This is a genomic window from Pseudoalteromonas sp. C12FD-1, assembly GCF_037414265.1.
Lineage (GTDB): Bacteria > Pseudomonadota > Gammaproteobacteria > Enterobacterales > Alteromonadaceae > Pseudoalteromonas.
Genome location: NZ_JBBEVD010000032.1, coordinates 1 through 23,901, shown reverse-complemented (window position 1 = coordinate 23,901; position 23,901 = coordinate 1). Strand labels below are relative to the sequence as shown.

25 protein-coding genes and 1 riboswitch are annotated in these 23,901 nt (G+C 42.3%); of the genes, 16 read left to right on the top strand and 9 right to left on the bottom strand.

Annotation, left to right across the window (positions count from 1 at the left end; translation table 11 throughout):
* Positions 1-157: 157 nt before the first annotated feature.
* The gene (gene slmA / locus WDB87_RS00965) at positions 158-745 is read right to left on the bottom strand and encodes a nucleoid occlusion factor SlmA (RefSeq protein ID WP_004587943.1); all 588 of its coding nucleotides are present in this window, start codon (positions 743-745) and stop codon (positions 158-160) included.
* A 102-nt stretch (positions 746-847) separates the two neighbouring features.
* Complete coding sequence (gene coaBC / locus WDB87_RS00960) at positions 848-2,041, bottom strand: bifunctional phosphopantothenoylcysteine decarboxylase/phosphopantothenate--cysteine ligase CoaBC (RefSeq protein ID WP_337848748.1); 1,194 nt, start codon at positions 2,039-2,041, stop codon at positions 848-850.
* Positions 2,042-2,186: 145 nt separating this feature from the next.
* Between coaBC and radC the strand changes: the two genes are divergently transcribed.
* From radC to rpmG, 3 genes are all read left to right on the top strand, one after another.
* Positions 2,187-2,861 carry a RadC family protein gene (radC, locus tag WDB87_RS00955; protein WP_004587945.1) on the top strand — a complete coding sequence of 225 codons (675 nt, stop codon included), beginning with the start codon at positions 2,187-2,189 and terminating at the stop codon, positions 2,859-2,861.
* 270 nt (positions 2,862-3,131) lie between these two features.
* Entirely contained in the window at positions 3,132-3,368 is a 237-nt protein-coding gene (gene rpmB, locus WDB87_RS00950; RefSeq protein ID WP_004587946.1) for a 50S ribosomal protein L28, read from the top strand.
* An 11-nt stretch (positions 3,369-3,379) separates the two neighbouring features.
* A complete protein-coding gene (rpmG, locus tag WDB87_RS00945; RefSeq protein WP_004587947.1) occupies positions 3,380-3,535 on the top strand; it encodes a 50S ribosomal protein L33 in 156 nt (51 codons plus the stop codon).
* Positions 3,536-3,636: 101 nt separating this feature from the next.
* Here the strand turns inward: rpmG and rsuA are convergent, their stop codons facing one another.
* Together rsuA and galE are read right to left on the bottom strand one after the other, a co-directional pair.
* Positions 3,637-4,329: a 16S rRNA pseudouridine(516) synthase RsuA gene (rsuA, locus tag WDB87_RS00940; protein WP_337848747.1), complete on the bottom strand. Its 693-nt coding sequence runs from the start codon at positions 4,327-4,329 to the stop codon at positions 3,637-3,639.
* Between the two features lie 617 nt (positions 4,330-4,946).
* Entirely contained in the window at positions 4,947-5,963 is a 1,017-nt protein-coding gene (gene galE / locus WDB87_RS00935; protein ID WP_337848746.1) for a UDP-glucose 4-epimerase GalE, read from the bottom strand.
* Positions 5,964-6,191: 228 nt separating this feature from the next.
* Between galE and WDB87_RS00930 the strand changes: the two genes are divergently transcribed.
* On the top strand, positions 6,192-6,683 hold the full coding sequence (locus WDB87_RS00930) for a DUF3016 domain-containing protein (protein ID WP_055018928.1): 492 nt from the start codon (positions 6,192-6,194) through the stop codon (positions 6,681-6,683).
* 308 nt (positions 6,684-6,991) lie between these two features.
* Here WDB87_RS00930 and WDB87_RS00925 read toward each other — a convergent pair whose 3' ends face one another.
* Positions 6,992-7,282: a hypothetical protein gene (locus tag WDB87_RS00925; protein WP_004587953.1), complete on the bottom strand. Its 291-nt coding sequence runs from the start codon at positions 7,280-7,282 to the stop codon at positions 6,992-6,994.
* An 82-nt stretch (positions 7,283-7,364) separates the two neighbouring features.
* Here WDB87_RS00925 and WDB87_RS00920 point away from each other — a divergent pair, with 82 nt between their 5' ends.
* Positions 7,365-7,574 (top strand): hypothetical protein, encoded by a 210-nt coding sequence (locus WDB87_RS00920; RefSeq protein ID WP_337848745.1) that lies wholly within the window; start codon positions 7,365-7,367, stop codon positions 7,572-7,574.
* Here WDB87_RS00920 and epmB read toward each other — a convergent pair.
* The gene (epmB, locus tag WDB87_RS00915) at positions 7,571-8,584 is read right to left on the bottom strand and encodes an EF-P beta-lysylation protein EpmB (protein WP_337848744.1); all 1,014 of its coding nucleotides are present in this window, start codon (positions 8,582-8,584) and stop codon (positions 7,571-7,573) included. The genes WDB87_RS00920 and epmB overlap by 4 nt on opposite strands.
* Positions 8,585-8,624: 40 nt before the next feature.
* On the opposite strand from epmB, the gene efp reads away from it, so the two are divergent.
* Positions 8,625-9,191 carry an elongation factor P gene (efp, locus tag WDB87_RS00910; RefSeq protein WP_006792061.1) on the top strand — a complete coding sequence of 189 codons (567 nt, stop codon included), beginning with the start codon at positions 8,625-8,627 and terminating at the stop codon, positions 9,189-9,191.
* Positions 9,192-9,247: 56 nt separating this feature from the next.
* Positions 9,248-10,222 (top strand): elongation factor P--(R)-beta-lysine ligase, encoded by a 975-nt coding sequence (gene epmA, locus WDB87_RS00905; RefSeq protein ID WP_337848743.1) that lies wholly within the window; start codon positions 9,248-9,250, stop codon positions 10,220-10,222.
* A 737-nt stretch (positions 10,223-10,959) separates the two neighbouring features.
* On the opposite strand, the gene WDB87_RS00900 is transcribed toward epmA, so the two are convergent.
* Entirely contained in the window at positions 10,960-13,077 is a 2,118-nt protein-coding gene (locus tag WDB87_RS00900; protein WP_337848742.1) for a TonB-dependent receptor, read from the bottom strand.
* Positions 13,078-13,160: 83 nt separating this feature from the next.
* Here WDB87_RS00900 and WDB87_RS00895 point away from each other — a divergent pair, with 83 nt between their 5' ends.
* The 8 genes from WDB87_RS00895 (at position 13,161) to WDB87_RS00860 (ending at position 20,787) form a co-directional block, all read left to right on the top strand.
* Positions 13,161-13,565: an acyl-CoA thioesterase gene (locus WDB87_RS00895; protein WP_055016870.1), complete on the top strand. Its 405-nt coding sequence runs from the start codon at positions 13,161-13,163 to the stop codon at positions 13,563-13,565.
* A 120-nt stretch (positions 13,566-13,685) separates the two neighbouring features.
* Complete coding sequence (locus WDB87_RS00890; RefSeq protein ID WP_337848741.1) at positions 13,686-14,084, top strand: META domain-containing protein; 399 nt, start codon at positions 13,686-13,688, stop codon at positions 14,082-14,084.
* 105 nt (positions 14,085-14,189) lie between these two features.
* Positions 14,190-14,296, top strand: a riboswitch (TPP riboswitch).
* A gap of 141 nt (positions 14,297-14,437) precedes the next feature.
* Positions 14,438-16,390, top strand: a complete 1,953-nt coding sequence (gene thiC / locus WDB87_RS00885; protein WP_337848740.1) for a phosphomethylpyrimidine synthase ThiC — start codon at positions 14,438-14,440, stop codon at positions 16,388-16,390.
* Between the two features lie 115 nt (positions 16,391-16,505).
* Positions 16,506-17,507, top strand: a complete 1,002-nt coding sequence (locus WDB87_RS00880; protein WP_286246078.1) for an FAD-dependent oxidoreductase — start codon at positions 16,506-16,508, stop codon at positions 17,505-17,507.
* A 7-nt stretch (positions 17,508-17,514) separates the two neighbouring features.
* Positions 17,515-17,709 carry a sulfur carrier protein ThiS gene (gene thiS / locus WDB87_RS00875; protein WP_337848739.1) on the top strand — a complete coding sequence of 65 codons (195 nt, stop codon included), beginning with the start codon at positions 17,515-17,517 and terminating at the stop codon, positions 17,707-17,709.
* Between the two features lie 4 nt (positions 17,710-17,713).
* Entirely contained in the window at positions 17,714-18,505 is a 792-nt protein-coding gene (locus tag WDB87_RS00870) for a thiazole synthase (protein ID WP_337848780.1), read from the top strand.
* Between the two features lie 13 nt (positions 18,506-18,518).
* Positions 18,519-20,045, top strand: a complete 1,527-nt coding sequence (gene thiE, locus WDB87_RS00865; RefSeq protein ID WP_337848738.1) for a thiamine phosphate synthase — start codon at positions 18,519-18,521, stop codon at positions 20,043-20,045.
* Entirely contained in the window at positions 20,038-20,787 is a 750-nt protein-coding gene (locus WDB87_RS00860; RefSeq protein WP_337848737.1) for a HesA/MoeB/ThiF family protein, read from the top strand. The genes thiE and WDB87_RS00860 overlap by 8 nt, the downstream gene beginning before the upstream one ends.
* Positions 20,788-20,970: 183 nt before the next feature.
* Here the strand turns inward: WDB87_RS00860 and asd are convergent, their stop codons facing one another.
* Both asd and rsgA read right to left on the bottom strand, forming a co-directional pair.
* A complete protein-coding gene (asd, locus tag WDB87_RS00855) occupies positions 20,971-21,849 on the bottom strand; it encodes an archaetidylserine decarboxylase (RefSeq protein ID WP_337848736.1) in 879 nt (292 codons plus the stop codon).
* Positions 21,850-21,864: 15 nt separating this feature from the next.
* On the bottom strand, positions 21,865-22,923 hold the full coding sequence (gene rsgA, locus WDB87_RS00850) for a small ribosomal subunit biogenesis GTPase RsgA (RefSeq protein WP_337848735.1): 1,059 nt from the start codon (positions 22,921-22,923) through the stop codon (positions 21,865-21,867).
* A gap of 285 nt (positions 22,924-23,208) precedes the next feature.
* Between rsgA and orn the strand changes: the two genes are divergently transcribed.
* Positions 23,209-23,754 (top strand): oligoribonuclease, encoded by a 546-nt coding sequence (gene orn / locus WDB87_RS00845; RefSeq protein WP_055016877.1) that lies wholly within the window; start codon positions 23,209-23,211, stop codon positions 23,752-23,754.
* The last annotated feature ends 147 nt before the right edge of the window (positions 23,755-23,901 follow it).

Here is a 23,901-nt window from a genome sequence, read left to right as displayed (position 1 = left end):
GATTCTCGTTTTTTACAGTGCCTTTAGGGTAATAAGTATTGTAACGAGTTTGGTTTATATTTCGAGCGGATCAGATAAGCGGTATAAGAAAAGGGATGAAAGGGGGAAAGCTAAGCGCGATTAGGTACCGCGCTTAAATGAAATGAGTCAATTTGTGTTATAGCCAAATTTTTTGTAGTTCAGGCCATTGTTTTTCAAACTGCGAGCTTGGCTTTACTTTAAAGTCGCTGCGCACAAACTGGTTCATTTTGCCTTCTACGTAAGCAAGTAAAAAGTTAGCTAGGGTGAGCTCATCGCTTTGAAAAGTTTTACCTTCACGGAGCTTTCGCTCGCGAAGTACTTGTTTGAATTGTGTTTCTAGTTTTTCAAATAGCCCTTGTACACGCTCGCGTAATCGCTCTTGTTCACCTTGCAGGGCGTCGCCGGTAAGTATGCGTGTAATACCAGGGTTTTTTTCTGCAAAGGTGAGTAGCAATAATAAAATATTGTAAACGCGTGTTTGGCTTTCTTTTTCGTTTTCTAAAATAAGGTTAATACGCGACAAAAGCGTGTCTTCAATAAACTCAATTAGGCCTTCAAACATACGTGCTTTGCTAGGAAAATGACGGTAAAGCGCAGCTTCAGAAACACCCACTTCAGCAGCAAGCTTCGCTGTGGTAATTCGTTGTCCTGGGCTGGTTTCTAACATTTGTGCGAGTGCTTGCAGTATCTGCTCTTTGCGATTACTTCTTTTTGTCGCAGGCATGAACCTTCCTTTTTTTATTTGTTATTTTTAGCTGGGGCTAGTCATTTTCTGTTCAAATGAGTGGCTTATGTTAATGTTTTATTCAGTTTGTTTCCAGCATTTTTATAGATGTTTAGCGAGCTGTTCGATCACTTGATGCGCAATTTCTGTTTTACTTGTTGCTGGTAATTCTACGCTTTGATTATGCCAATAAAGTGTTAAAGCATTATGATCAGAGTTAAAGCCTAAGCCACTTTTTGATACATCATTTGCACAAATCATATCTAAGTTTTTATTTTTAAGTTTACCCTTTGCATAGCTCTCTACATTTTGTGTTTCGGCTGCAAAACCTACTGTGTAAGGGCGGCCTTGCTCTAAGCTTGCAACGGCGGCTATTACATCGGGGTTTTTAACAAGTGTAAGGGTAAGCTCATCGCCTTGTTTTTTCATTTTTTGAGTAGCGACATTCGCTGCTCTGTAATCTGCTACGGCGGCGCAACCAATAAAAGCGTCAGAATGTACGGCATAGGTTAATGACTCATTTAAAAGCTGTTCAGCACTTTCTATGTTAACTAAATTAGCACCAGTAGGGGCTTTAATAGTCACCGGGCCTGAAATTAAATTAACCTTAGCACCAAGCTCTAATGCGGCTTGTGCAAGAGCATAGCCCATTTTTCCTGAACTGTGATTTGATATAAAACGCACAGGGTCAAGTGGTTCGCGGGTCGGGCCTGCGGTAATGGTAATCGTTTTACCTGCTAATAATTGCGGCTGCTCTGTAGCAGTGCACAAAGCCACAAGCTCATGCGGCTCTAGCATGCGCCCAGCGCCTACATCGCCACAGGCTTGCTCGCCTTTACCTGGGCCCCAAATTAGTACATTGCGAGATTTAAGTGTTGCCAAATTAGCTTGTGTAGCAGGGTGTGCATACATTTGCTGGTTCATTGCTGGGGCTATTGCCACTTTTGCTGGGGTTGCCAATAGCAGTGTGGTGAGTAAATCATCGGCTATGCCTGCAGCCATTTTAGCAATCGTATTACTGGTTGCAGGTGCAACTAAAATTAAATCAGCCCATTTTGCAAATTCTATATGGCCCATTGCCGCTTCAGCTGAGGGGTCAAGTAATGAGTCAGATACCATTTCGCCACTAACCGCTTGCATGGTTAAGGGGGTTATAAAGTGTTTAGCTGACTCGCTCATAACTACTTTTACTTCGCAACCTGCATCTTTTAAACGCCTAACGAGCTCTGCACATTTATAGGCTGCAATACCGCCGGTTATGCCAAGTACAATTTTTTTGTTTGTTAAGTTAGTCATGAGTGTTTTTTTGCTTGAGTGTATATGCAGGCTAAAATAACAAATCTTTGTGCTTTGAGCTAAGTTTTTAAGATTAAATAATCAGGCTAATTTTGAAATTTGCATTACAGTTATATGACTATTTTTTAATCATCAAGGATGAATAATGCAATTAACTTCGTTACCTAATTCACTTCGCCCCCGTGAAAAGCTCATTGCTAAAGGCCCTAAAGCACTGAGTGATGCTGAGTTATTAGCAATTTTTTTGCGTACTGGGTTACCAGGAATGAATGTGATAGAGCTTGCCCAACACCTGCTTAACGAAAATAAAACACTGCATAATTTATTTAACGCCAGCCAAGATGAGTTTTGCGCACAAAAAGGCTTAGGGATGGCAAAATATGTGCAATTGCAAGCGGTGCTTGAGCTGAGTCAACGTTACATGCAGGAGCGCTGCCAGCGCGATGCGGTGTTTAATTCGCCAAATGCGGTGTATGAATATTTAACATTGCAAATGCGCGGGTTGCAGCAAGAAGTGTTTATGGTGCTCTATCTTGATAGTCAAAACCGTTTAGTAAAAGACGAAATTTTGTTTTATGGCACAATAAACTCCGCCAGCGTTTACCCCAGAGAAGTATTAAAAGCGGCCTTAAAAAATAATGCTGCGGCCATTATTTTGGCACACAACCACCCAAGCGGTATTGCCGAACCAAGCCAAGCAGACAAACTTATCACCAATAAGTTACAACAAGCGCTGCAATTGGTAGATATAAATGTGCTTGATCACATCATTGTTGGAGGAGAAACATGTGTTTCTTTTGCACAGCGGGGCTTGATTTAACTTTGCTTGGTGAATAAGTGTGTTAAAAATGAGCGGTTTGAGGCGTTTTGGCAAATTAGTTTAATTTAAATGCAGTTTTTACTTTCCCTAAGGGCATTCGATCTTTATAATTAGCCGCTATCAAATTTACATATGAGCTGGTTGGATAGATCAGTATTTGATCTTTGCCTGTAAAAGCTGTATAAAGAGCGCCCTTCGATTTATCTAGGGCACAAATACATGGCCTTAGGTTAAATTAAGCTCGAGCGAAGTTATTGGAGATATATAGACATGTCTAAAGTATGTCAAGTTACAGGTAAGCGTCCAACGGTTGGTAACCACCGTTCACACGCGAGAAACGCGACTAGACGTCGTTTCCTACCTAACCTACAAACACACCGTTTTTGGGTTGAAAGTGAAAAACGTTTTGTAACACTACGCACTACTACTAAAGGTATGCGTATTATCGATAAAAAAGGCATCGACGCGGTACTTACAGATATCCGTGCTCGCGGCGAAAAAGTTTAAGGAACTGAATCATGCGCGATAAAATCCGTTTAGTTTCAACTGCTGGTACTGGTTTTTTCTACACTACCGACAAAAACAAGCGTAACATGCCTGAAAAGATGGAAATCAAAAAGTTCGATCCTAAGGCTCGTAAACACGTGATTTTCAAAGAAGCTAAAATCAAGTAATTTAGTTTTCTTTCAGAATTGTAAAAACCCAGCTTATGCTGGGTTTTTTGTTTTTAACTAAAATTTTAGAGTTGTTTATATATTCACTGTGTCACTCTTAGCTAAATCTCTCCCTCTTTTAACTCTCTATACTCTCCACTTGCTAAGTTTTCGTCCAGTATAATATTACCTATTTGCTCGCGGTGTAGCTCTACCACTTTGTTGCCTACTGAGGCTAACATGCGTTTAACTTGGTGATATTTACCTTCACTGATTGATAAACGTAAGCTGTAGGTGGCAAGTGCTTCTGCTTTAGCTGGGCGAGTGAGACCTTTTTCGTTGTGAAGTTGTACGCCGTTACGTAGTTGCTCTAATGCGTCTTCGGTTATAGGCTCTTGGGTTTCTACTAAGTAGGTTTTTAATTTGTTGTGCTTTGGCGAGGTTATGCGGTGCGACCAATCGCCATCGTTTGTAATGAGTACTAAGCCGGTGGTGTCTATATCAAGGCGACCTGCTACATGAAAGTCGGCCATATTTGGCTCATCGAGTAAATCAAATACGGTGGGATGTAGCTCATCTACATTGGCACATACATAGCCTACAGGTTTGTGTAGCATAAAGTAGCGTTTGCCTAAAAATACCATAGGCTCACCAGCAAATGTTACTTCATCTTGCTGGGTTATTTGAAAATCGAACGCGGTAACCGTTTCCCCATTTACTTGCACTTCTTGGCGCTTAATTGCAGCGCGTGCTTTTGAGCGTGGTAGCTCTGCTAGGTGGCTAATAAATTTATCTAAGCGGCAGGGGAATTTCATTTTTGTTCACATTTTTAGTCGGCTACAATGGGCGCGATTATAGCTGATAGTGAAATACCATGACAGTACACAGCCCACAAATATTAAGCCTGTCCCAAGCAAAAGTAGAGGCGGAGAATTGTGTTTTAGAGGGGGCGTTGTAGGCGCCTTGCTTGCTGGCGCATTTGGTATTTCTACCGCGTTAAAATAATAAACCCAGACGCGAGGTAAACTCGCTGCTACTTGTATGTTTTCTCATTTACTCCTCTTTTGCTTCTCTTTGTGCAATAGGGGGTTAAGTTATTTAATCACAAAGAGGTTAAGAGACGCTGAGCTTTAGAGATGGGCGTTGTAGGCGCCTTGCTTGCTGACGCATTGGTATAAAAGTATAAATGTTTCAATATCGTGCGTGGGCAAGCTTCACGCTTACGCTGAGGAATATGGTGTTGTAGACGCGCAGCTTGCTGGCGTTTAAAAGCAGCGCTTTTACAGTGTTTATTACTTTTTAAAACAATGAGAAGCTTTGTATTAACCCTGAGCAAGCCCTACGTCTACACCAAAAATTACGCGGTGGTTAAATTTACTTGTAGGTAATTTGCCTGCTTGCCAAACAGGCAAAATCTATAAAGTATTTTTAATTAACTTTTATAACCATTAGGGTTATTTGACTGCCAGCGCCATGTGTCTTCCATCATGGCATCTATTCCACGTACTGCTTTCCAACCAAGCTCATTAAGGGCTTTTTCTGGCGCGGCGTAACATGCAGCAATATCGCCAGGTCGGCGTGGCGATACTTGATAAGGAACCTCTTGGCCGCTGGCTTTTATAAAGGCGTTAACCATTTGCAGTACAGAGTAACCATTGCCTGTGCCAAGGTTATATACCAGCGCGCCGGTATTGTTGGCAATTTTATCAAGCGCTTTTAAGTGCCCCATTGCTAAATCTACAACGTGAATATAGTCGCGCACACCAGTGCCATCAATGGTGTCGTAGTCATCACCAAATACAGCAAGCTGCTTTAATTTACCGACTGCAACTTGGGCAATAAATGGCAGTAAGTTATTTGGTATACCGTTAGGATCTTCGCCAATTAATCCCGACTCATGTGCGCCCACAGGGTTAAAGTAACGCAAAATAGCAAACGCAAAGCGCTCATCTGATTTAGCAATATCTTGCAGCATCATCTCAACCATCAGTTTTGATGTGCCATACGGGTTAGTTGTGCCACCTACCGGGAAGTCTTCTTTAATAGGCAAGCTTGCAGGATCGCCGTAAACGGTTGCTGATGAGCTAAATACGAGTTTAAATACGCCAGCATCACGCATGGCATCTACAAGCGTTAACGTACCTTGTACGTTGGTTTGGTAATACTCAACAGGTTTAGCGACTGACTCGCCAACCGACTTTAAACCTGCAAAGTGAATAACACTTTCAATTTGATGACGAGTAAAAATAGTGTCTAAAAAAACTTTATCTAAAATGTCGCCTTGGTAAAACGTGGCTTCTTTGCCTGTGATTTGCTTTACGCGGGCAAGCGACTCTTTTGATGCGTTACTCAAATTATCAACAACAACAACTTCGCTGCCTTGCTGTAAAAGTTCTAAAACGGTGTGTGAGCCTATATAGCCTGCGCCGCCTGTTACTAAAATTGCCATGAATGCTCCGTGGATACCTTTTTCAATTATTTTAATTTCACCATAAATTGTGATGATTTACATGCTTTATCTGTAACTTTTATTACTGAGAGGGGGTCATATAGTTAAATGCATATTAAAGTAGTTTAAATGTCGCATTAAGTTATAGTTAATCAATCACTGCTAAAATTATTAGTTATATTACTGGGCTAAGTCTAAATAATTAGTACTGCCCCTTTGGAGAATGCTATGAATTCAGTTAAATCAATCGCTATGGCAATGTGTATTACATTACCTGCATTTGCACACGCTGGAGAATCTGTAGTTAAGTGGCAAGATTTTAAAGACTACCGCGACGTGCGCGCTTCTAGCCAGGGCAAAGCGTCGTACCATAAACAAATTGCTACTCAGTTTGAAAAACATTTTTCTAAACTTGCCGAGCAGTTGCCAAAAGGCTACAAGCTAAATTTAGAAATAACCGATATCGATTTAGCAGGCGATGTACGCTATGGCGGTATGGATGAAATACGCGTAGTAAAACCTATTTATTTTCCGCGCATTAAGCTCAATTACTCGCTTGTTGATAACGATGGTAGTGTTATAAGTGAAGCAAACGATGTAGAGCTGAAAGACATGGGCTTTATGGATAAAATTAAAATGGGTCGCGATGAACCGTTTTTTTATGAAAAACGCTTAATTACAGAGTGGTTTGGCGAGCAAATTTTAGCAAATTTAGATTAGGCAGTGTTGTGTGAACAGGCTTCACTGCTTCGATTAAAGTCACGAAGTTGCAATCATCGCCAAGTAGACGCGCAGCCTGCTGGCGTATAAAAACTGCGCTTTTACATTGGTTATTATATTTTAAAACCATGAGAAGCTGCGCTTCTTACGTGAGCAAGCTCTACGTCTACAGCCGAAATAAGCGCTGGGGCTAAATTTATTGTAGGCGCCTTGCTTGCTAGTGTATTTGGAATTTATTCTGGCTAACCGCTAACCGCTAACCGCTAACCGCTAACCGCTAACCGCTAACCGCTAACCGCTAACCGCTATTATTTAAACGTAGCGAGCAGGGTAAGTAACTGTTGTAGCTTAATAACCGTTGTTTTAAGCTTTTCTTCATCAAAACCATCAGTGCTTAAGCTTTCTACATCGGCTGCTACGTCAAGTACGTATGGCTTAAAACGTTTAGCTTCAAAACTAAATCCGGCATCGGCTGGGAATAAGGCTTTAAATTTACCGTGGCCTTGTTGCTGTAGTTCATCTAGTTTTTTGTCGGCATCAAGTGCTTGGCGATAAACAATTTTTAAGTTAGCGTTGAGTTGTTCAATTATAGAATCCATGGTTTTCCTAAAGCTTTGTACTGCATTGCCGATATAGTACTTGGATTACATTTAAATGTCAGGTTGATTAAGGCTTATAACGATGAATATATCAGGTGGAAATTTACCCGCTATGTCTAGCTCTGGCCAAGGTGGTGAAGTTTATACTGCTGCTTTGTCTAAAAAGCAGCAATTGGCAGATGGCGCAGCAGCACTTGCACTTATTGAAGGTGCTGCCCAGCCAACAAGTGCGCAATCACCGGCTCAGTCGGTCACTGCAACGCTTGGCAATAATATAAACGTGTACGTTTAAACTAGCTTAAGATCGATAGGTGTTTTGCTTTTTTGACCGCCTATTTCTCTTACCAATTTAGGCACTAAAAATCCGGGCAGGGCTTTTAATAGCTCTGCCATTATTTTTATTGCCTGTGGCTCTTCTATATCAAAGTGGCTTGCGCCTTCAACTTTATCTAGCAAATACAAATAATAGGGCAGTACGTCTGCATCAAATAACGCCTCGCTTAAATTTATTTGTGCCTCAACGGTATCGTTCACCTCTTTTAAAATAACTGCTTGGTTTAATAACGTTACGCCTGCTTGCTTTAGCTTTTGCATGGCGGCTTTAAACTCGTCGTCTATTTCGTTGGCGTGGTTTATATGGTTAATAAACACAATTTTTAGCGGTGATTGCTTTAGCCTCGCGCACAGCTCATCGGTAATTCGCGCAGGTATTACCACAGGTAAACGGCTGTGTATTCGCATGCGTTTAATTTGCGGTAATTGTTCAAGCTCATCTAAAAACCAGCTAATGGCATCGTCTTTGGCCATAAGTGGGTCGCCACCACTTAAAATCACTTCGTTTATGTTGGCATCTGATTTTATATAGCTCAGCGCTTCAAGCAGGCTTTTTTTATTAAGCTGGTTTTCTTGATACGGGAAGTGGCGTCTAAAGCAGTAACGGCAATTTACTGCACAGCCGGTTTTAAACATAATTAAAACACGGGATTTATACTTATGTAAAAGCCCAGGCTGCTCGTTGTCTTGCTCAAGCAATGGGTCTTTATTAAAACCAGTTTTAGTTAAAAACTCTTGGTGGCGTGGCATAACTTGTAGCAATAAGGGGTCGTTTGCATCGCCCTTACGTATTTTTTTTATAAATGGGACTGGCACGCGTACCGGAAATAAACTGCGGGCTTTTAGGTCGTTTTCATGGGCTTGGCTCGATAAACCGACCATTTCAAGCAAGGTTTTTGGGCAGGTAACTACATTTGCTAATTCTTTTTGCCAGTTTTTATGCAAATTTGCTTCATTTCTTTGTATCATTGGCACGTAGATTACTCGAAAAAATTAAATAGAGGAAACGATGGCGAATTATAGCACCAACGAGTTCAAGGGCGGCCTAAAAATTATGATGGACGGCGAACCTTGCAGTATTTTAGAAAACGAAATGGTAAAACCTGGTAAAGGCCAAGCGTTTAACCGTGTTCGTATCCGTAAGCTTATTTCTGGCAAGGTACTTGAAAAAACCTTTAAATCGGGTGAATCAGTTGAAGGTGCCGATGTAATGGATACCGACCTAGCGTACCTTTACACAGACGGTGAGTTTTGGCATTTTATGAACAATGAAACATTTGAGCAAATAGCCGCTGACGAAAAAGCACTTGGCGATGCTGGCAAATGGCTAGTTGAAAACGACGTTTGTACTATTACGCTATGGAACGGTAGCCCAATTGCGGTTACGCCACCTAACTTTGTTGAGCTTGAGATCACTGAAACAGATCCTGGCCTAAAAGGTGATACAGCGGGCACAGGTGGTAAACCTGCAACGCTTAGCACAGGTGCTGTAGTACGTGTTCCATTATTCGTACAAATAGGCGAAGTTATTAAAGTAGACACTCGTAGTGGTGAATACGTAGGCCGTGTTAAGTAAGCTTAAGTATGGTTTATAAAATCCCGGCTTAAGCTGGGATTTTTTTTGGAGAAAATATGTCAGCAACACCTTGGGCACCTAGTGCAAGCATAAATACCCTTAAAAAGCGTGCAGCTATATTGCGAACCATTCGCGAGTTTTTTTATACGCGTAATGTAATGGAAGTAGAAACACCGAGCTTAAGCGGTGCAAGCGTAACCGATGTGCATTTAGCGAGTTTTAGTACCACTTTTGTAGGCCCAGGCCACGCTGGTGGTTTGCCGCTTTATTTGCAAACATCGCCCGAATTTGCCATGAAGCGCTTGTTAGCCGCAGGCTCTGGGCCAATATTCCAGCTTTGTAAGGCATTTAGAAATGAAGAAGCGGGGAGTCATCATAATCCCGAATTTACTATGCTTGAGTGGTACCGCCCCGGGTTTGATGAGTTTGCATTAATGGACGAGATGGATGAGCTAATGCAGCTTATTTTAAATGTAGAGCCTGCGGAGCGACTGACTTACCAGCAAGCATTTGAGCAGGTGTTATCACTTGACCCATTAACAGCTACGCTTGCGCAATTACAAGCACTTGCCTGCGATCACGGTTTTACCGACATAGCTAAAAACGAGGCAAATAAAGATACCTTATTGCAGCTGTTATTTTGTATGAAAGTAGAGCCAACCATTGGGCAAACTAAACCGTGTTTTGTATATCACTTTCCGGCATCGCAAGCGGCACTGGCACAAATTTGTGAGCACGATAACCGCGTAGCAGGGCGCTTTGAGCTTTATTATAAAAATATGGAGTTAGCAAACGGCTTTAATGAGCTAACTAATGCCAAAGAGCAGGCAAAACGCTTTGATGAAGATAACGCCTATCGCGCTGCCAATGGGTTAAAACACGTAACTATGGATACTCGTTTAATTGCCGCACTTGAACACGGGCTTCCAAAGTGTGCAGGCGTTGCAATGGGTATAGACAGGCTAGTAATGCTAGCCACCGAAAAAGACACAATAAAAGAAGTCATCGCGTTTGACGTAGATAGGGCGTAATGCTTTACCTGTAGACGTGGCTTTATGCCGCGTATTGAGTCTTAACAGCTTTGCGTGAGCAAGCTTCACGCCTACGACATTGTGTTTTAAAGTAGGCCTTTGCTTGCTGGCGCATTTGGTATTTATGCCGTTTTAAAATACTGAACCCAGACGCGAGGTAAACTCGCTGCTACTTGTATGTTTTCTCATTTATTCCTCTTTCACTTCTCATTGTGCAAAATATTAAGTGATTTATTTACAAAGAGGTTAGGAGGCGCTGCGCTTTAGAGGGTCATGTTGTAGTCGTGGCTTTATGCCGCGTATTGAGTCTTAACAGCTTTGCGTGAGCAAGCTTCACGCACATTGTGTTTTAAAGTAGGCGCCTTGCTTGCTGGCGCATTTGGTATTTATGCCGTTTTAAAATAATGAACCCAGACGCGAGGTAAACTCGCTGCTACTTGTATGTTTTCTCATTTATTCCTCTTTCACTTCTCATTGTGCAAAATATTAAGTGATTTATTTACAAAGAGGTTAGGAGGCGCTGCGCTTTAGAGGGTCGTGTTGTAGTCGTGGCTTTATGCCGCGTATTGAGTCTTAACAGCTTTGCGTGAGCAAGCTTCACGCCAATAAAAAAACACCGCGCTTTAATTAAACGCGGTGTTTTATAATCTTTAACTGACAACTGACAACTGACAACTGACAACTGACAACTGACAACTGACAACTGACAACTGACAGCTAAAACTAACAGCTTTATTTTACAGCTCTAACGTAAACGTTATACCCGCTACTCTTGGCTCACCTAATTGCACGTAAGTATGTGTTTCGTAGCCATCAAGAGGGTCGTTACCAAACTCAAAGCCGCGGGTTGGTACTTCTTCGTCAAATACGTTACGTGCCCATGCACGTACTGCCCACATTTCGGCTTCGTAGCCTAAACTTAGGTTTACTAAATTGCTGCTGGGTGCTTGTGAGTTATGGCTATCTGAGAAGTAGTAATCGTCTTTACCTTCAACCCCAATCATACCGTACAGCTCATTAGTAAAGTTGTAACGCGCGCTAAATGCGTATTGATACTTAGGTGATTGCGCTTGTTCACGACCGTCTTGGTTTAAGCCAGATTGCGTTACAAAGTCATCAATTTCTGTATTTAAGTAACCGGCGCTACCTGTTAAGAATAAGTCTTCGGTTAGTTGGTAACTACCTTCAACCTCTAGCCCGTAGTTACTACCTGAGCTTGCATTATCAACGTAGCCTGTAAATTGCTGACCTTCTACTTGCCATGCTTTTAACTGAATGTTGTCGCGGTGCATATAAAATGCGGCTAAACGCAGGGTAAACTTATCATCAAGCGATGAGCCTTTAACGCCAAACTCGCCGCTCCAAAGGTATTCAGGGTCAAAGCTAGTATGCTGCTGGAAAAAATCAGCATCTAGGTTTAAACCTTCATCTTTTGCTTTTGCTAATGCTTCTGAGTTAATTCCGCCAGCTTTATAACCACGGGTAATGCTGGTGTAGATCATAGTGCGATCAATCACTTGGTATTCAAGTGCTATTTTACCGCCAACCATTACGTCGTCTGTCTCTTCAATAAAGCCGTTGCTGTCGGTGTAATCACCTTGATATTGCTCTACACGTAAGCCAGTAATTAGCGTGGTTTTAGGGCCAATAGGTGTGGCAACTTGGCCGTAAACAGCTACGTTACTAGTTTCATAAGTTGAAGCAAATGGACTTGCAAGCCAAGTGTATTCACGCTCTAAATCTACGTCGCGGTTTTGATAGTAAACACCCGCAACCCAGTTACCTGTTTTAGAATTTAGTTGTAAATTAGCTGATTGATCGTCACGATCACGCGTGTATACATCGGTAGAGCTATAACCCCAAGGGTGCAAGCCTGCTGCACATAATTGTGGCTCGCTTGCATCGTTACATACCCAGTCTTCGTCAAAGCTGTAAAGTAGCTCTGAGTCTATGGCTGAGAGGTTTAAACTTACGTCAAAGGCATCAAACCCTGTGTAGGTATTATTAATCCCTATTGCATAGCTTTGTTGATTATCTTGGCCTGGCTCGTCGGCCACGCTATTACGGCTGTTATCGAGCGTGAACGCATCGTAGCCGTTGTTTATATCTATGTAGTGTAGGTTTAGTTCGGTATTTAAATGCTCAGTAAGTTGGCTGTTTAATTTAAAGCGCGCTACCTGCTCATCTTGTTGTTGAGTTTCGTCATTTAAATATAGGTTATCTACATAGCCGTCTGATTTTCTACGAAAGTAGCTTATACGTGCGCTTGTATCATCCGTTAAGCCTGTACTTGCTGCAAGGCCTGCTTCGCGTGAGTTGTATGTGCCCATACCCACTTGTAATTTTAAACTAGGATCGGCGGTTGCTTGTGCTGATTCCATTTGGATCATACCGGCCATGCCGTCTGCGCCAAAGCGCGTGCCTTGTGGGCCGCGGTAAATTTCTACGTGGTCTATATCAAACAATAATGAGCTACCACCAAGACCTGAGTAGTTAATGCCGTCAATAACTAAACCAACCGATGGGTTAATTGGGTCTACAAATTGTGAACGAAGTCCCACTCCACGAATTTGAATATAACGACCACGAGACGCACCTGAGGTAAAGTTTACGTTGGCTGTACTGCCTAGCATTTCGTCTAAGTAAGTTGCACCACGTTGATTAATTTCAGATTCGCTAAATAGGCTAGCACTGGCGCTTAGTGTTTGGATGCTTTCACGTTGAAAGTCGCCGGTAACAACAATTCTTTCTAAGTCGCTGTCATCAGCGTTTGCTATAAGTGGTGTACTAATTAGCGGTAATAACGCCGCAGTAATTAAAGACAAACGTAGGTTCATTGGGTTACTTAACTCCATTTTAGGGACTCGTATGGTAGCAATTATTTTAATACTTGTGTTATAACGCAGCGATTATACGTTAAATAATCAGGATTACTAATATGACCTTTAAAGTTGATTTTAAAGTGCGCCATTATGAATGTGACTTGCAAGGTATTGTAAATAACAGTGTGTACTTTAATTATTTAGAGCATGCTCGTCATGAGTTTTTATTTGCTAATGGGGTCGATTTTGCATTGCTTGCAAAGCAAAAAGTTAACTTAGTGGTGATACGTAGTGAGGTTGATTACAAGCATTCACTTGTGCCTGAAGATGAATTTTACGTATCGGTAGAGCCTGAGCGTATAAGCCGATTAAAGTTTGCGTTTAAACAGGCAATAGTTCGCAAAAGCGATGAAAAAATAATGCTTCAAGCCAGAGTAATTGGTACATCGGTTAACGAAAAAGGACGCCCTTTTTTACCACCCGAAATGGATAACTTATTTAAAAATTGTGATCTAAATTAAGCTGTTTAACTTTTAAACTACCATAGAACAAAAATTTACATTTAAAACATGCATTTTTAACGGATAAACCGCATAAAAATTGTTACTATTACAGTAATTAAATATTTAGTTAGAAATAGCATGAAATTAGCAGCACTACCGATGCTTTTAATCGGTTTATGTATTGGTTGTACAGCCACAGGGACGGTGACCACTGAGCAGCTAAAGTACACACAATGGCAACTATCAAAGGTTGATGGTTTAGCTGTGCCGGCCTCTTACAGTGCATCAATGAGCTTTATTGAAGCGTTGCAAGTGAACGGGTTTGCAGGATGTAATAAGTTTTTTGGTGAAGGCGAGCTTGAAGACAGCAACATTAGCGTTAACAAACTAGGCATGACGCGTAAATCATGCGGAGCAGACGTTGATGAGCTAGAGCAGCAGTTTTTACAAGCGCTAAGAGAAGGGGCAACGCTTACCATGCAAGGCTCACAGCTAGTTATACAGGGCGAGCAAACTTTTTTGTTTATTGCAAAGTAGCGGCCTGAGTATTTAAAGTAGCCCTTGCAGGCAATTTTTAACTGGCGTACACTCAGCGCAGATTAGACGAATTATTTGTCAAATCAACGAACAAATTTTATATATCAATACTTGTCGGAGTGCCTAAGTTTAACTTAGGCTGAGATCGCGAAAGCGGGATCCGTGAACCTGATCAGGTTAATACCTGCGTAGGGAACAAGCTGCCTAAAACGGGACGCTTGTGCGTCTTTTTTTATGCGCACAACAAAATGTTATCTTTTTAGGCTGCAAAGTAGCATTACGGCTACTTTACGATCTTTCTCTATTCCTTATGGAATATCTGACAAGACAACCCTTTAGCAATGAGGTAAGTCATGTCAAATACTACAAATAAAACTACACGTCGCGAAACACGCGCAGCTGCGTCTGAATACATTTATAACTTAACGGGTCAGCCATTTCCAAGCTCACAAAAAGTGTATGTTGAGGGCAGCCTAAGCGGTGTACGTGTGGGGATGCGCGAAATAACATTAAGCGACACATTTATTGGCGGTACTGAGCAAAACCCTGTGTATGAGCCAAACGATCCTCTGCGTGTTTACGATACATCAGGCCCGTACACCGATCCAAATTTTGAATTAGATGTACGCAAAGGCTTACCTAAATTTCGCGAGCAGTGGATTAAAGATCGTAACGATACTGAAGTGCTCAACTCGGTTACCTCACAATTTGCCCAGCAGCGTATGGCCGATGATGGGCTTGATCATATTCGCTTTGAGCATTTACCTAAAATTCGCCGTGGTAAAGCGGGTAAAAACGTAACGCAAATGCATTACGCTCGCCAAGGCATTATTACCCCTGAAATGGAATACGTAGCCATACGCGAAAACATGGGCCGTGCAAAAATTAGAGAAGAGCTGCTAGCAGCACAGCACAAAGGCGAGTCGTTTGGGGCGAGTATTCCTGACTTTATTACCCCTGAATTTGTACGTGACGAAATAGCCCGCGGTCGCGCTATTTTACCAAATAACATTAACCACCCAGAAACCGAGCCCATGATAGTAGGACGTAATTTTTTAGTTAAAGTTAACGCTAATATTGGTAATTCATCGGTAAGCTCATCAATCGAAGAAGAAGTAGAAAAAATGGTGTGGTCTACCCGTTGGGGTGCCGATACCGTAATGGATTTATCAACCGGGCGCTACATTCACGAAACGCGTGAATGGGTTGTACGTAATTCACCTGTGCCTATTGGCACAGTACCCATTTACCAAGCGCTTGAAAAAGTAAACGGAGTGGCTGAAGATTTAACGTGGGAGATTTTTCGCGATACCTTGATTGAGCAAGCCGAGCAAGGTGTTGATTACTTTACTATTCATGCAGGTGTATTACTGCGTTATGTGCCAATGACGGCAAAACGCGTAACCGGTATTGTATCGCGCGGTGGCTCAATTATGGCTAAGTGGTGTTTAGCGCACCACAAAGAAAACTTTTTATATACGCACTTTGAAGATATTTGTGAAATTTTAAAACAATACGACGTGTGTTTTTCACTCGGTGATGGCCTTCGTCCAGGTTCGATTGCCGATGCTAACGATGAGGCGCAATTTAGTGAGCTTCGTACGCTAGGGGAGCTTACAAAAATTGCGTGGAAACACGACGTACAAGTATTTATAGAAGGCCCTGGCCATGTGCCAATGCACATGATTAAAGCCAATATGGATGAGCAATTAGAACATTGTGGCGAAGCGCCTTTTTACACATTAGGCCCATTAACGACCGATATAGCACCAGGGTACGACCATATTACATCGGGTATAGGTGCTGCACAAATAGCGTGGTACGGCTGTGCAATGCTGTGTTATGTAACACCAAAAGAGCATTTAGGTTTGCCCAATAAAGAAGATGTAAAAGAGGGCCTAATTACCTACAAAATTGCAGCGCATGCGGCCGATTTAGCTAAAGGCCACCCCGGCGCGCAAGAGCGCGATAATGCCTTATCAAAAGCACGCTTTGAATTTAGATGGCACGACCAATTTAACATTGGTTTAGACCCAGAACGTGCCCGTGAATATCACGACGAAACCCTACCGCAAGAATCTGGCAAAGTAGCGCACTTTTGCTCTATGTGCGGGCCTAAATTTTGCTCAATGAAAATTACCCAAGAGGTACGCGATTACGCCAAAGATCTCGAATCTCGTGGGATTGATCCTAACAATGTTGGCGATGCAATTGAGATCAAAATGGTTGATGTAGAAGCGCAAATGAAAGCGAAATCTGAAGAGTTTAAACAAACCGGCTCAGAAATTTATCATAAAGCGCTGTAGCGCAGCTTTGAGCATTAGCTGTCAGTTATCGGTAATAAAGTAAGTAACATAGAGGCAATAGTTGCTTTACTGACAGCTGAAAACTGATGGCTATGGGCTTCATTTAGGAGGTTTTATGTTTTGCAACATTGCGGTTGTGGGCTTTGGCTTAGCAGGGCGTTTAGCTGCCCTTGAGCTTAGTAAGTCGCATCATGTAACAGTGTTTGAAGCCAGTGATGAACACACACAAAATAGTGCCGGTAAAGTGGCTGCAGCAATGCTTGCTCCGCTTGCTGAGTCGGTAATGTGTGAAACGGATTTAGCCATTATGGGGCTAAATTCACTCAAGCGCTGGCCAGAGATAGTGAGCGAGCTTGAAGGTGAAGTATTTTATCAGCAAAAAGGCACGCTGGTTGTGGCGCACCAGCAAGATAAAGGTGACTTACAAAGTTTTAGCCAGCGAATAAAGCCAATAGCAGGGCACAGCGCGCAGACGTTAAATGCTCAGCAAATAACGCAGTTAGAGCCCGAATTAGCTGATCGTTTTAATCAAGGTGTGTTTTTACCCTGCGAAGGGCAAATAGATAATCAGGCTTTTTATAAAGCAAGTTTTACCATGCTTAATAAACGCAAGGTTAAGTTTGTTTTTAACCAACGCGTTAGCATTCAAAACGGCGAGGTGAATAACCGCCCGTTTGATTACATTATTGATTGTCGTGGCTTAGGTGCTAAAGCCGATAAGCCACTGAGAGGAGTACGCGGAGAAGTAGCCAGGCTTTATGCGCCAGAGGTTAATTTAATGCGGCCGGTGCGTTTAATGCACCCGCGTTACCCAATTTACATAGCGCCAAAACCAAATAATGAATACGTGATCGGTGCAACCGAAATTGAGTCTGACGATAGTGGCCCTGCAACGGTGCGCTCCACACTCGAGCTGCTCTCGGCGGCCTACACTGTGCACAGCGGGTTTGCCGAAGCTCGGCTGTTAAATATTCAAAGCGGGCTGCGCCCTGCATTTAAAAACAACCGACCAGAAGTTTTAAAAGAAGGTAACGTAATTAGCATTAACGGGTTATATCGCCATGGTTATATGTTGGGCCCTGCGTTAGTGACTGATGCGTTATCAAAAATAGGGTGAGTAATAAATGACGATAACAATTAATGGTGAGCGGCTAACTATTAAAAGCGCAAAGCTTGTTGAAATATTACAAAATTTTGGTGCTAAGCCGCCTTTTGCAGTGGCGATAAATGGCGAGTTTATTCCACAAAGCCTGCACGCCAGCACTACGATTAATGAAGGGGATAGCATCGAGTTGTTGTCGCCTATCCAAGGCGGGTAGCATGATGCAAGGTAACGATAGCCTAACTATTTATGGTGAACAATTTAATAGCCGATTGTTAATAGGCTCGGCGCTTTATCCATCGCCAGCGGTGATGGAAGAGTCAATAAAAGCCTCTGGCGCGCAAATAGTAACGGTGTCATTAAGGCGCCAGCAAAGCGTGGCAGCGGGGGATAATTTTTGGCAATTAATTAAAAATACTGGCCTTAAAATACTGCCAAACACAGCAGGGTGCCACAGTGTAAAAGAAGCTGTAACACTTGCTAAAATGTGCCGTGAAGTATTTGCAACCGATTGGATTAAGCTTGAACTAATAGGTGATGACTACAACTTACAACCCGACCCATTTGCACTTTTAGAAGCCACAAAAATATTAATTGATGATGGCTTTAAAGTATTACCCTACTGCACCGATGACTTAGTACTTTGTCAGCGCTTAAACGAGCTAGGGTGTGAGGTGCTTATGCCGTGGGGGGCGCCAATAGGCACCGGTAAAGGCTTGTTAAATAGTTATAATCTAAAAACCATTCGCGAGCGTTTACCAAATACAACATTAATTGTTGATGCGGGCCTTGGCTTACCTTCGCATGCCTGCCAAGCACTTGAGTTAGGGTATGATGCGGTATTATTAAATTCAGCCATTGCAGGGGCTGGCTGCCCAGTTACGATGAGCCGTGCATTTAAAGCCGCAGTAGAGGCAGGGTGCTTTGCATTTAATGCCAAAGCAATGCCCGAAAAAGATCTAGCAGCCCCCTCAACCCCTACAATGGGTATGCCGTTTTGGCATCAGCAGTAAGGAAATAAAGAGTATGAATAATTTAGTGTGGACAATTGCCGGATCTGACTCTGGCGGCGGTGCAGGCATTCAAGCTGATATAAAAGCAATGCAAAGTTTTGGTGTGCATGGCTGCACGGCAATTACGGCGCTTACTGCACAAAATAGTTTAGGCGTAGAGGCTATTAATGCAGTGTCTACCGATATTATTGAATCGCAATTACTTGCACTCGAAAGCGATATGAAAGCCAAAGTAATTAAAATTGGCATGCTGGCTAATGTGCAGCAAATTCAATTAATAAGCGAGCATATAGCGCATTACAAAGCTAAATGGCCTGTACCGCCAGTGATAGTTTATGACCCCGTTGCTATTGCATCAAGCGGTGATGTATTAACCGAAGAAGATACCGTAAGTGCTATTAAAGAATGCTTAATGCCGCTGGTGGATGTAATAACGCCTAACACGCACGAAACGCAATTATTAACAGGGGTGTATTTAATTGGCCCAAGCGCCGTGAAAGACGCTGCAAATAAGTTATTAAGTTGGGGCGCAAAAGCGGTTGTTATTAAAGGCGGGCACTGGGATTACCCATCAGGTTATTGTATTGATTACTGCACACAAAACGGCGAAGAGTATTGGCTTGGTAATAAAAAAATTCAAAGCCCTCATAGTCATGGTACCGGTTGCAGCATGGCCTCGGTAATTGCCGCCTGTTTAGCAAAAGACTACCCGCTAAAAGATGCCTTTATTTTAGCCAAAGCTTATATAAATCAGGGCTTAAAGCAGTCGGTTAGGTACGGCGAAGGAATAGGCCCTGTTGCGCATACTGCTTTTCCTACAAATTTAGATGACTACCCGCAAGTTATAGAGCCAGGTAGCTGGCTTGGTGATGAACTAGATTTTGATGTGCCGCTTGAATTTAATATGGCTGCAGATTTTGCTCCTTGTGAGAGTAAAAATTTAGGCTTATATGCTGTGGTCGATAGCCTAGATTGGCTAGAAAAATGTTTACAGCAAGGTATTACGACCGCGCAACTTCGTGTTAAAAATAAAACTGGCCTTGAGCTTGATGAACTCATAAAACAGGCCGTAGAGCTGGGTAAAAAGCACCACGCTCACGTATTTATAAACGACTATTGGCAGTTGGCAATTAAGCACGGTGCCTACGGCGTACACTTAGGGCAAGAGGATTTAGAAACTGCTAATTTAGCAGCTATTAAAGAGGCAGGGTTAAGACTTGGGCTTTCTACACACGGCTTTTACGAAATGCTCCGTGCCCACAACTACCGACCAAGTTATATGGCGTTTGGTGCTATTTACCCAACCACCACCAAGGATATGAGCGGGCAAATACAAGGGCTCGATAAGCTTAAAAAGTGTGTGCCATTAATGCAAAGCTACCCAACGGTTGCCATTGGCGGCATAGATTTAGCCCGCGCAAGCGAAGTTGCAAATACAGGAGTAGGCAGTGTTGCTGTTGTACGAGCGATTACTGAATCGGATGATTATATTGCAGCAATTAGTGCGCTACAAAGCGCTATAAACCAGCCTAATGGATAAACTCAACGATAAAGAAACCCTGCGTTATAGTCGCCACTTATTATTAGAAGAGGTAGGGCTAGAAGGGCAGTTAGCACTAAAAGCTGCAACTGTTGCTGTAGTCGGTGCTGGCGGGTTAGGTAGCCCTGCGCTTTTGTATTTAGCTGCGGCGGGTATTGGTACGCTAGTTTTAATAGACGATGATGCGGTTGAGCTATCTAACTTACAGCGCCAAGTGCTTTATAAAGTAAATCACCTAGGGCAAAGCAAGGTAGCGGCCGCTGGCAAAGTATTAGCGAGTCTAAATAATCAAATAGATATAGTGACACATTGTAAAAAACTCGATGATAATAACGCTGCTGAGCTTTTAAATAATGCCGATGTAGTGCTTGATTGCTCAGATAATTTTGCCACACGTTATAGTGTTAATCGCTATTGTATTGCCAATAAAACCCCATTAATTGCAGGTGCAGCACTGGCAACGAAAGGGCAGTTAATGGGGTTTGATTTTAGGAAAAGTAATAGCCCGTGTTATGGCTGCATTTTTACAAAAAATGACGCCGCCCCCGCTGTAAATTGTAGTAATGCCGGTGTAATAAGCCCATTGTTAGGGGTTATAGGCTCTATGCAGGCCCAGCTTACGCTTAATATGCTATTAGGGCATGTTGAGGGAAGTGTGTTTATTACCTTCGATGCGCTGAGCTTAAAACAACAGCATTTTAAAGTAGTTAAAGATTTAAACTGCAAAGAGTGCGGTGGATAAAGTATGAAGTAATTCACGAGGCTAAACTAGGGGTTAAGCCATGAGAAGCTGCGCTTCTAACGTGAGCAAGCTATACGTCTACCAATAAAAAAGCACCGCGTTTGTAATAAACGCGGTGCTTTCTAATCTTTAACTGACAACTGACAACTGACAACTGACAACTGACAACTGACAACTTACAGCTTACAGCTCTGCACTTTCTTTAATTGTTGCAAATGCGGTGTTTAAACGCGTTACTGTTTCTGGCAGTTGGTCGTCTAAAATGTCTGCTTTATCTGCACCCCATGCTAGTACTACTGTTGAGCCTAGTTTAAAGCGGCCCATTTCTTCCCCTTTTTTAAGGGTGATGGCGTTTTCGCCTTTAGTTGGGTAGTTCCAGCTAAATACATCGCTACCAGCGGGTGGCGTTACTGTGCCTGCCCATACGGTCTCTATGCTGGCAACAATGGTTGCGCCTACAAGTACCATAGCAAGTGGGCCAATTTCGGTTTCAAAAATAGCCACTACACGCTCGTTACGAGCAAATAAATTTGGCACATTTTGCGCTGTGAGTGGATTTACCGAAAATAAGTCGCCCGGTACATAAATCATTTTACTTAGTGTACCGTCTATTGGCATATGAATACGGTGATAGTCTTTTGGCGCTAAATAAATAGTCGCAAATTTACCACCTAAAAAGGGGGTAGTGTCGTCTTCAGAGCCGCCTAATAGCGCTTGTAGGCTGTAGTCATGACCTTTTGCCTGTATTAGCTGCCCATCAACAATGTCACCCAGTTGGCTAATTGCACCATCTACAGGGTGAGTAATAATGTTGTCACCCTCGGCCATTGGTCGTACGCCGTCTTTTAATGGGCGAGTAAAAAACTCATTAAATGTTTTATAATGGGCGGGGTCTGAATATTTAGCCTCATTCATGTCTATTTTGTATTGCTTAATAAACAATTTGATTAGCGTTGTAGTTAATGCACCCGCTTTAGCTGCTGCTAGTTTTCCTACTACGCGTGAAATAAAGTGCTTTGGCATTGCGTACTGCATTGCAATTTTAAATTTGTCTAAACTCACAGATTGTTTCCTAAATTAAACGCGAGGTGCGCGAGCACCAGCACGGCCATCGGCCATTGTTTCTAAAATACGGTGGTAGCTATCGAATCGCATTTGCGAAATATCGCCATCGGCTACCGCTTGTTGAATTATACAGCCCGGATCGTTTAAATGCTTACAATCTCTAAAACGACATCCGCCTATAAATTCTCTAAATTCTTTAAAGCACCAAGTAACACGCTCCACCTCTAAGTGCCATAAACCAAACTCACGTATTCCTGGTGAATCAATTAGGTTACCACCACTTGGTAGGTGATGTAAGCGCGATACAGTGGTGGTATGTTGCCCTAAACCACTGTTTTCTGATACTTCTTTTGTTAATATTTCGGCATCAGGAAGTACAGTATTAACTAAAGTTGATTTACCTACGCCACTTTGACCAACAAAAATATTATTTTTATCAACCAGTACGTTTTTTAAATCATCAATGCCTTCACCGGTCACGCTACTTACTAGTAAAACCTGATAGCCAAGGCCACGGTATATATCGAGTACTTTTTGTATTTCACTTAGCCCTTCATCGTCGATTAAATCGATTTTGTTAAGTACCAAAATTGGCTCAATGCCCATGTCTTCACAGGCTATTAAATAGCGGTCAATAATACTCGGTGTAAACTCAGGTAATACTGCGGAGACCATTAAAATTTGGTCTATGTTGGCAGCGATTACTTTTACGCCATCGTAAAAGTCGGGGCGCGTGAGTTGCGAGCGACGCTCTTGTGTTGCTTCAATAACCCCAGCTAAGTCGCCTTCGCTTACTTTTGCGCGGCGAAATAATACTTCGTCACCACACACTAAGTTTGTAACGGTGCGGCGAATATTACAGCGTAATACGTCACCCTCTTGTGTTTCTACATCGGCGTGTTGTCCAAATCGACTGATCACAATGGCGTTTTCGGTAGCGCCCAGATTATCTGTTTGCCACTCTTGTACGCCACCTTTTGCTGATTTTGTATCGGCGTTATTTAAGCGCTTTTGATGATTAGCCTTGATCCTGCGAGATTGGCCTTTACTTAATTTTTTCTGTTTTGCCACTTTTGGCCTATAACCTTGGTTTAAATGTCGGCTTTACGTTAATACCAGTTGGCAATACCTAACCATTTTGAGTGGCTAAACCTGACGCTAGCTAGGTTAAAAATTTCTCATTTAGAACAACTAAATAACAAAATTTTTGCCTTGCTATCGACAAGGTTTTACTACCTCAAAATAGATTACTTAATTAACCAAAATGGTATAAAAAAAGCTTTAGCTCGACGGTTGATGCTAATATGATATATCGAAATGCGTTGGATCTAAAGAAAAGCACTGTTTAAGGTTACTATGACTATTAATGAATCTAATTTAATTTGGCTTGATCTGGAAATGACAGGACTTGAGCCGGCTACAGATAAAATACTCGAAATTGCAACAGTAGTAACTGATGCCGATTTAAATATACTCGCGGAAGGTCCTACTATAGCTATTCACCAAAGTGATGAGCTGTTGGATGGCATGGACGAATGGTGTACTACGCAGCATGGTAAGTCGGGTTTAACGGCGCGTTGTAAAGCCAGTACATATGATGAGGCTTATGCGGTTGAACAAACGCTTAATTTTTTAAAGCAGTGGGTGCCGGCAGGTAAATCACCTATGTGTGGTAACTCAATAGGCCAAGACCGACGCTTTATGAATAAATACATGCGCGAGCTTGAAGACTTTTTTCATTATCGCAATTTAGATGTAAGCACGATTAAAGAACTTGCCCGACGTTGGAAGCCTGAAGTTTTGGCACAGGTGAATAAAAAAGGGTCACACCTTGCGCTTGACGACATTAAAGATTCTATTATGGAATTAAAGGTGTATAGAGAAAAATTCTTTAATTTGTAAAAAACACTTGCAAACACATTAGATTATTGTAGAATCCTGCCCCGCTCAAGACGATAACCCTCGCGGGGTTGGTGTGTTTGAGTAAGTTATAAAGCGGCACTAGCTCAGTTGCCAGAACGTAGGACGCGACCCGTCGCGCACCAACGG

Bases quoted from the DNA above. Each gene is read 5' to 3' on its own strand.
- coaBC (WP_337848748.1), bottom strand. From the start codon at position 2,041: ATGACTAACTTAACAAACAAAAAAATTGTACTTGGCATAACCGGCGGT.
- thiE (WP_337848738.1), top strand. From the start codon at position 18,519: ATGAATAATTTAGTGTGGACAATTGCCGGATCTGACTCTGGCGGCGGT.
- WDB87_RS00895 (WP_055016870.1), top strand. From the start codon at position 13,161: ATGACCTTTAAAGTTGATTTTAAAGTGCGCCATTATGAATGTGACTTG.
- WDB87_RS00930 (WP_055018928.1), top strand. From the start codon at position 6,192: ATGAATTCAGTTAAATCAATCGCTATGGCAATGTGTATTACATTACCT.
- efp (WP_006792061.1), top strand. From the start codon at position 8,625: ATGGCGAATTATAGCACCAACGAGTTCAAGGGCGGCCTAAAAATTATG.
- WDB87_RS00880 (WP_286246078.1), top strand. From the start codon at position 16,506: ATGTTTTGCAACATTGCGGTTGTGGGCTTTGGCTTAGCAGGGCGTTTA.
- WDB87_RS00890 (WP_337848741.1), top strand. From the start codon at position 13,686: ATGAAATTAGCAGCACTACCGATGCTTTTAATCGGTTTATGTATTGGT.
- galE (WP_337848746.1), bottom strand. From the start codon at position 5,963: ATGGCAATTTTAGTAACAGGCGGCGCAGGCTATATAGGCTCACACACC.
- WDB87_RS00920 (WP_337848745.1), top strand. From the start codon at position 7,365: ATGAATATATCAGGTGGAAATTTACCCGCTATGTCTAGCTCTGGCCAA.
- epmA (WP_337848743.1), top strand. From the start codon at position 9,248: ATGTCAGCAACACCTTGGGCACCTAGTGCAAGCATAAATACCCTTAAA.
- WDB87_RS00860 (WP_337848737.1), top strand. From the start codon at position 20,038: ATGGATAAACTCAACGATAAAGAAACCCTGCGTTATAGTCGCCACTTA.
- radC (WP_004587945.1), top strand. From the start codon at position 2,187: ATGCAATTAACTTCGTTACCTAATTCACTTCGCCCCCGTGAAAAGCTC.
- orn (WP_055016877.1), top strand. From the start codon at position 23,209: ATGACTATTAATGAATCTAATTTAATTTGGCTTGATCTGGAAATGACA.
- rsuA (WP_337848747.1), bottom strand. From the start codon at position 4,329: ATGAAATTCCCCTGCCGCTTAGATAAATTTATTAGCCACCTAGCAGAG.
- rpmB (WP_004587946.1), top strand. From the start codon at position 3,132: ATGTCTAAAGTATGTCAAGTTACAGGTAAGCGTCCAACGGTTGGTAAC.
- thiC (WP_337848740.1), top strand. From the start codon at position 14,438: ATGTCAAATACTACAAATAAAACTACACGTCGCGAAACACGCGCAGCT.
- WDB87_RS00870 (WP_337848780.1), top strand. From the start codon at position 17,714: ATGCAAGGTAACGATAGCCTAACTATTTATGGTGAACAATTTAATAGC.
- rpmG (WP_004587947.1), top strand. From the start codon at position 3,380: ATGCGCGATAAAATCCGTTTAGTTTCAACTGCTGGTACTGGTTTTTTC.
- WDB87_RS00900 (WP_337848742.1), bottom strand. From the start codon at position 13,077: ATGGAGTTAAGTAACCCAATGAACCTACGTTTGTCTTTAATTACTGCG.
- slmA (WP_004587943.1), bottom strand. From the start codon at position 745: ATGCCTGCGACAAAAAGAAGTAATCGCAAAGAGCAGATACTGCAAGCA.
- epmB (WP_337848744.1), bottom strand. From the start codon at position 8,584: ATGATACAAAGAAATGAAGCAAATTTGCATAAAAACTGGCAAAAAGAA.
- thiS (WP_337848739.1), top strand. From the start codon at position 17,515: ATGACGATAACAATTAATGGTGAGCGGCTAACTATTAAAAGCGCAAAG.
- WDB87_RS00925 (WP_004587953.1), bottom strand. From the start codon at position 7,282: ATGGATTCTATAATTGAACAACTCAACGCTAACTTAAAAATTGTTTAT.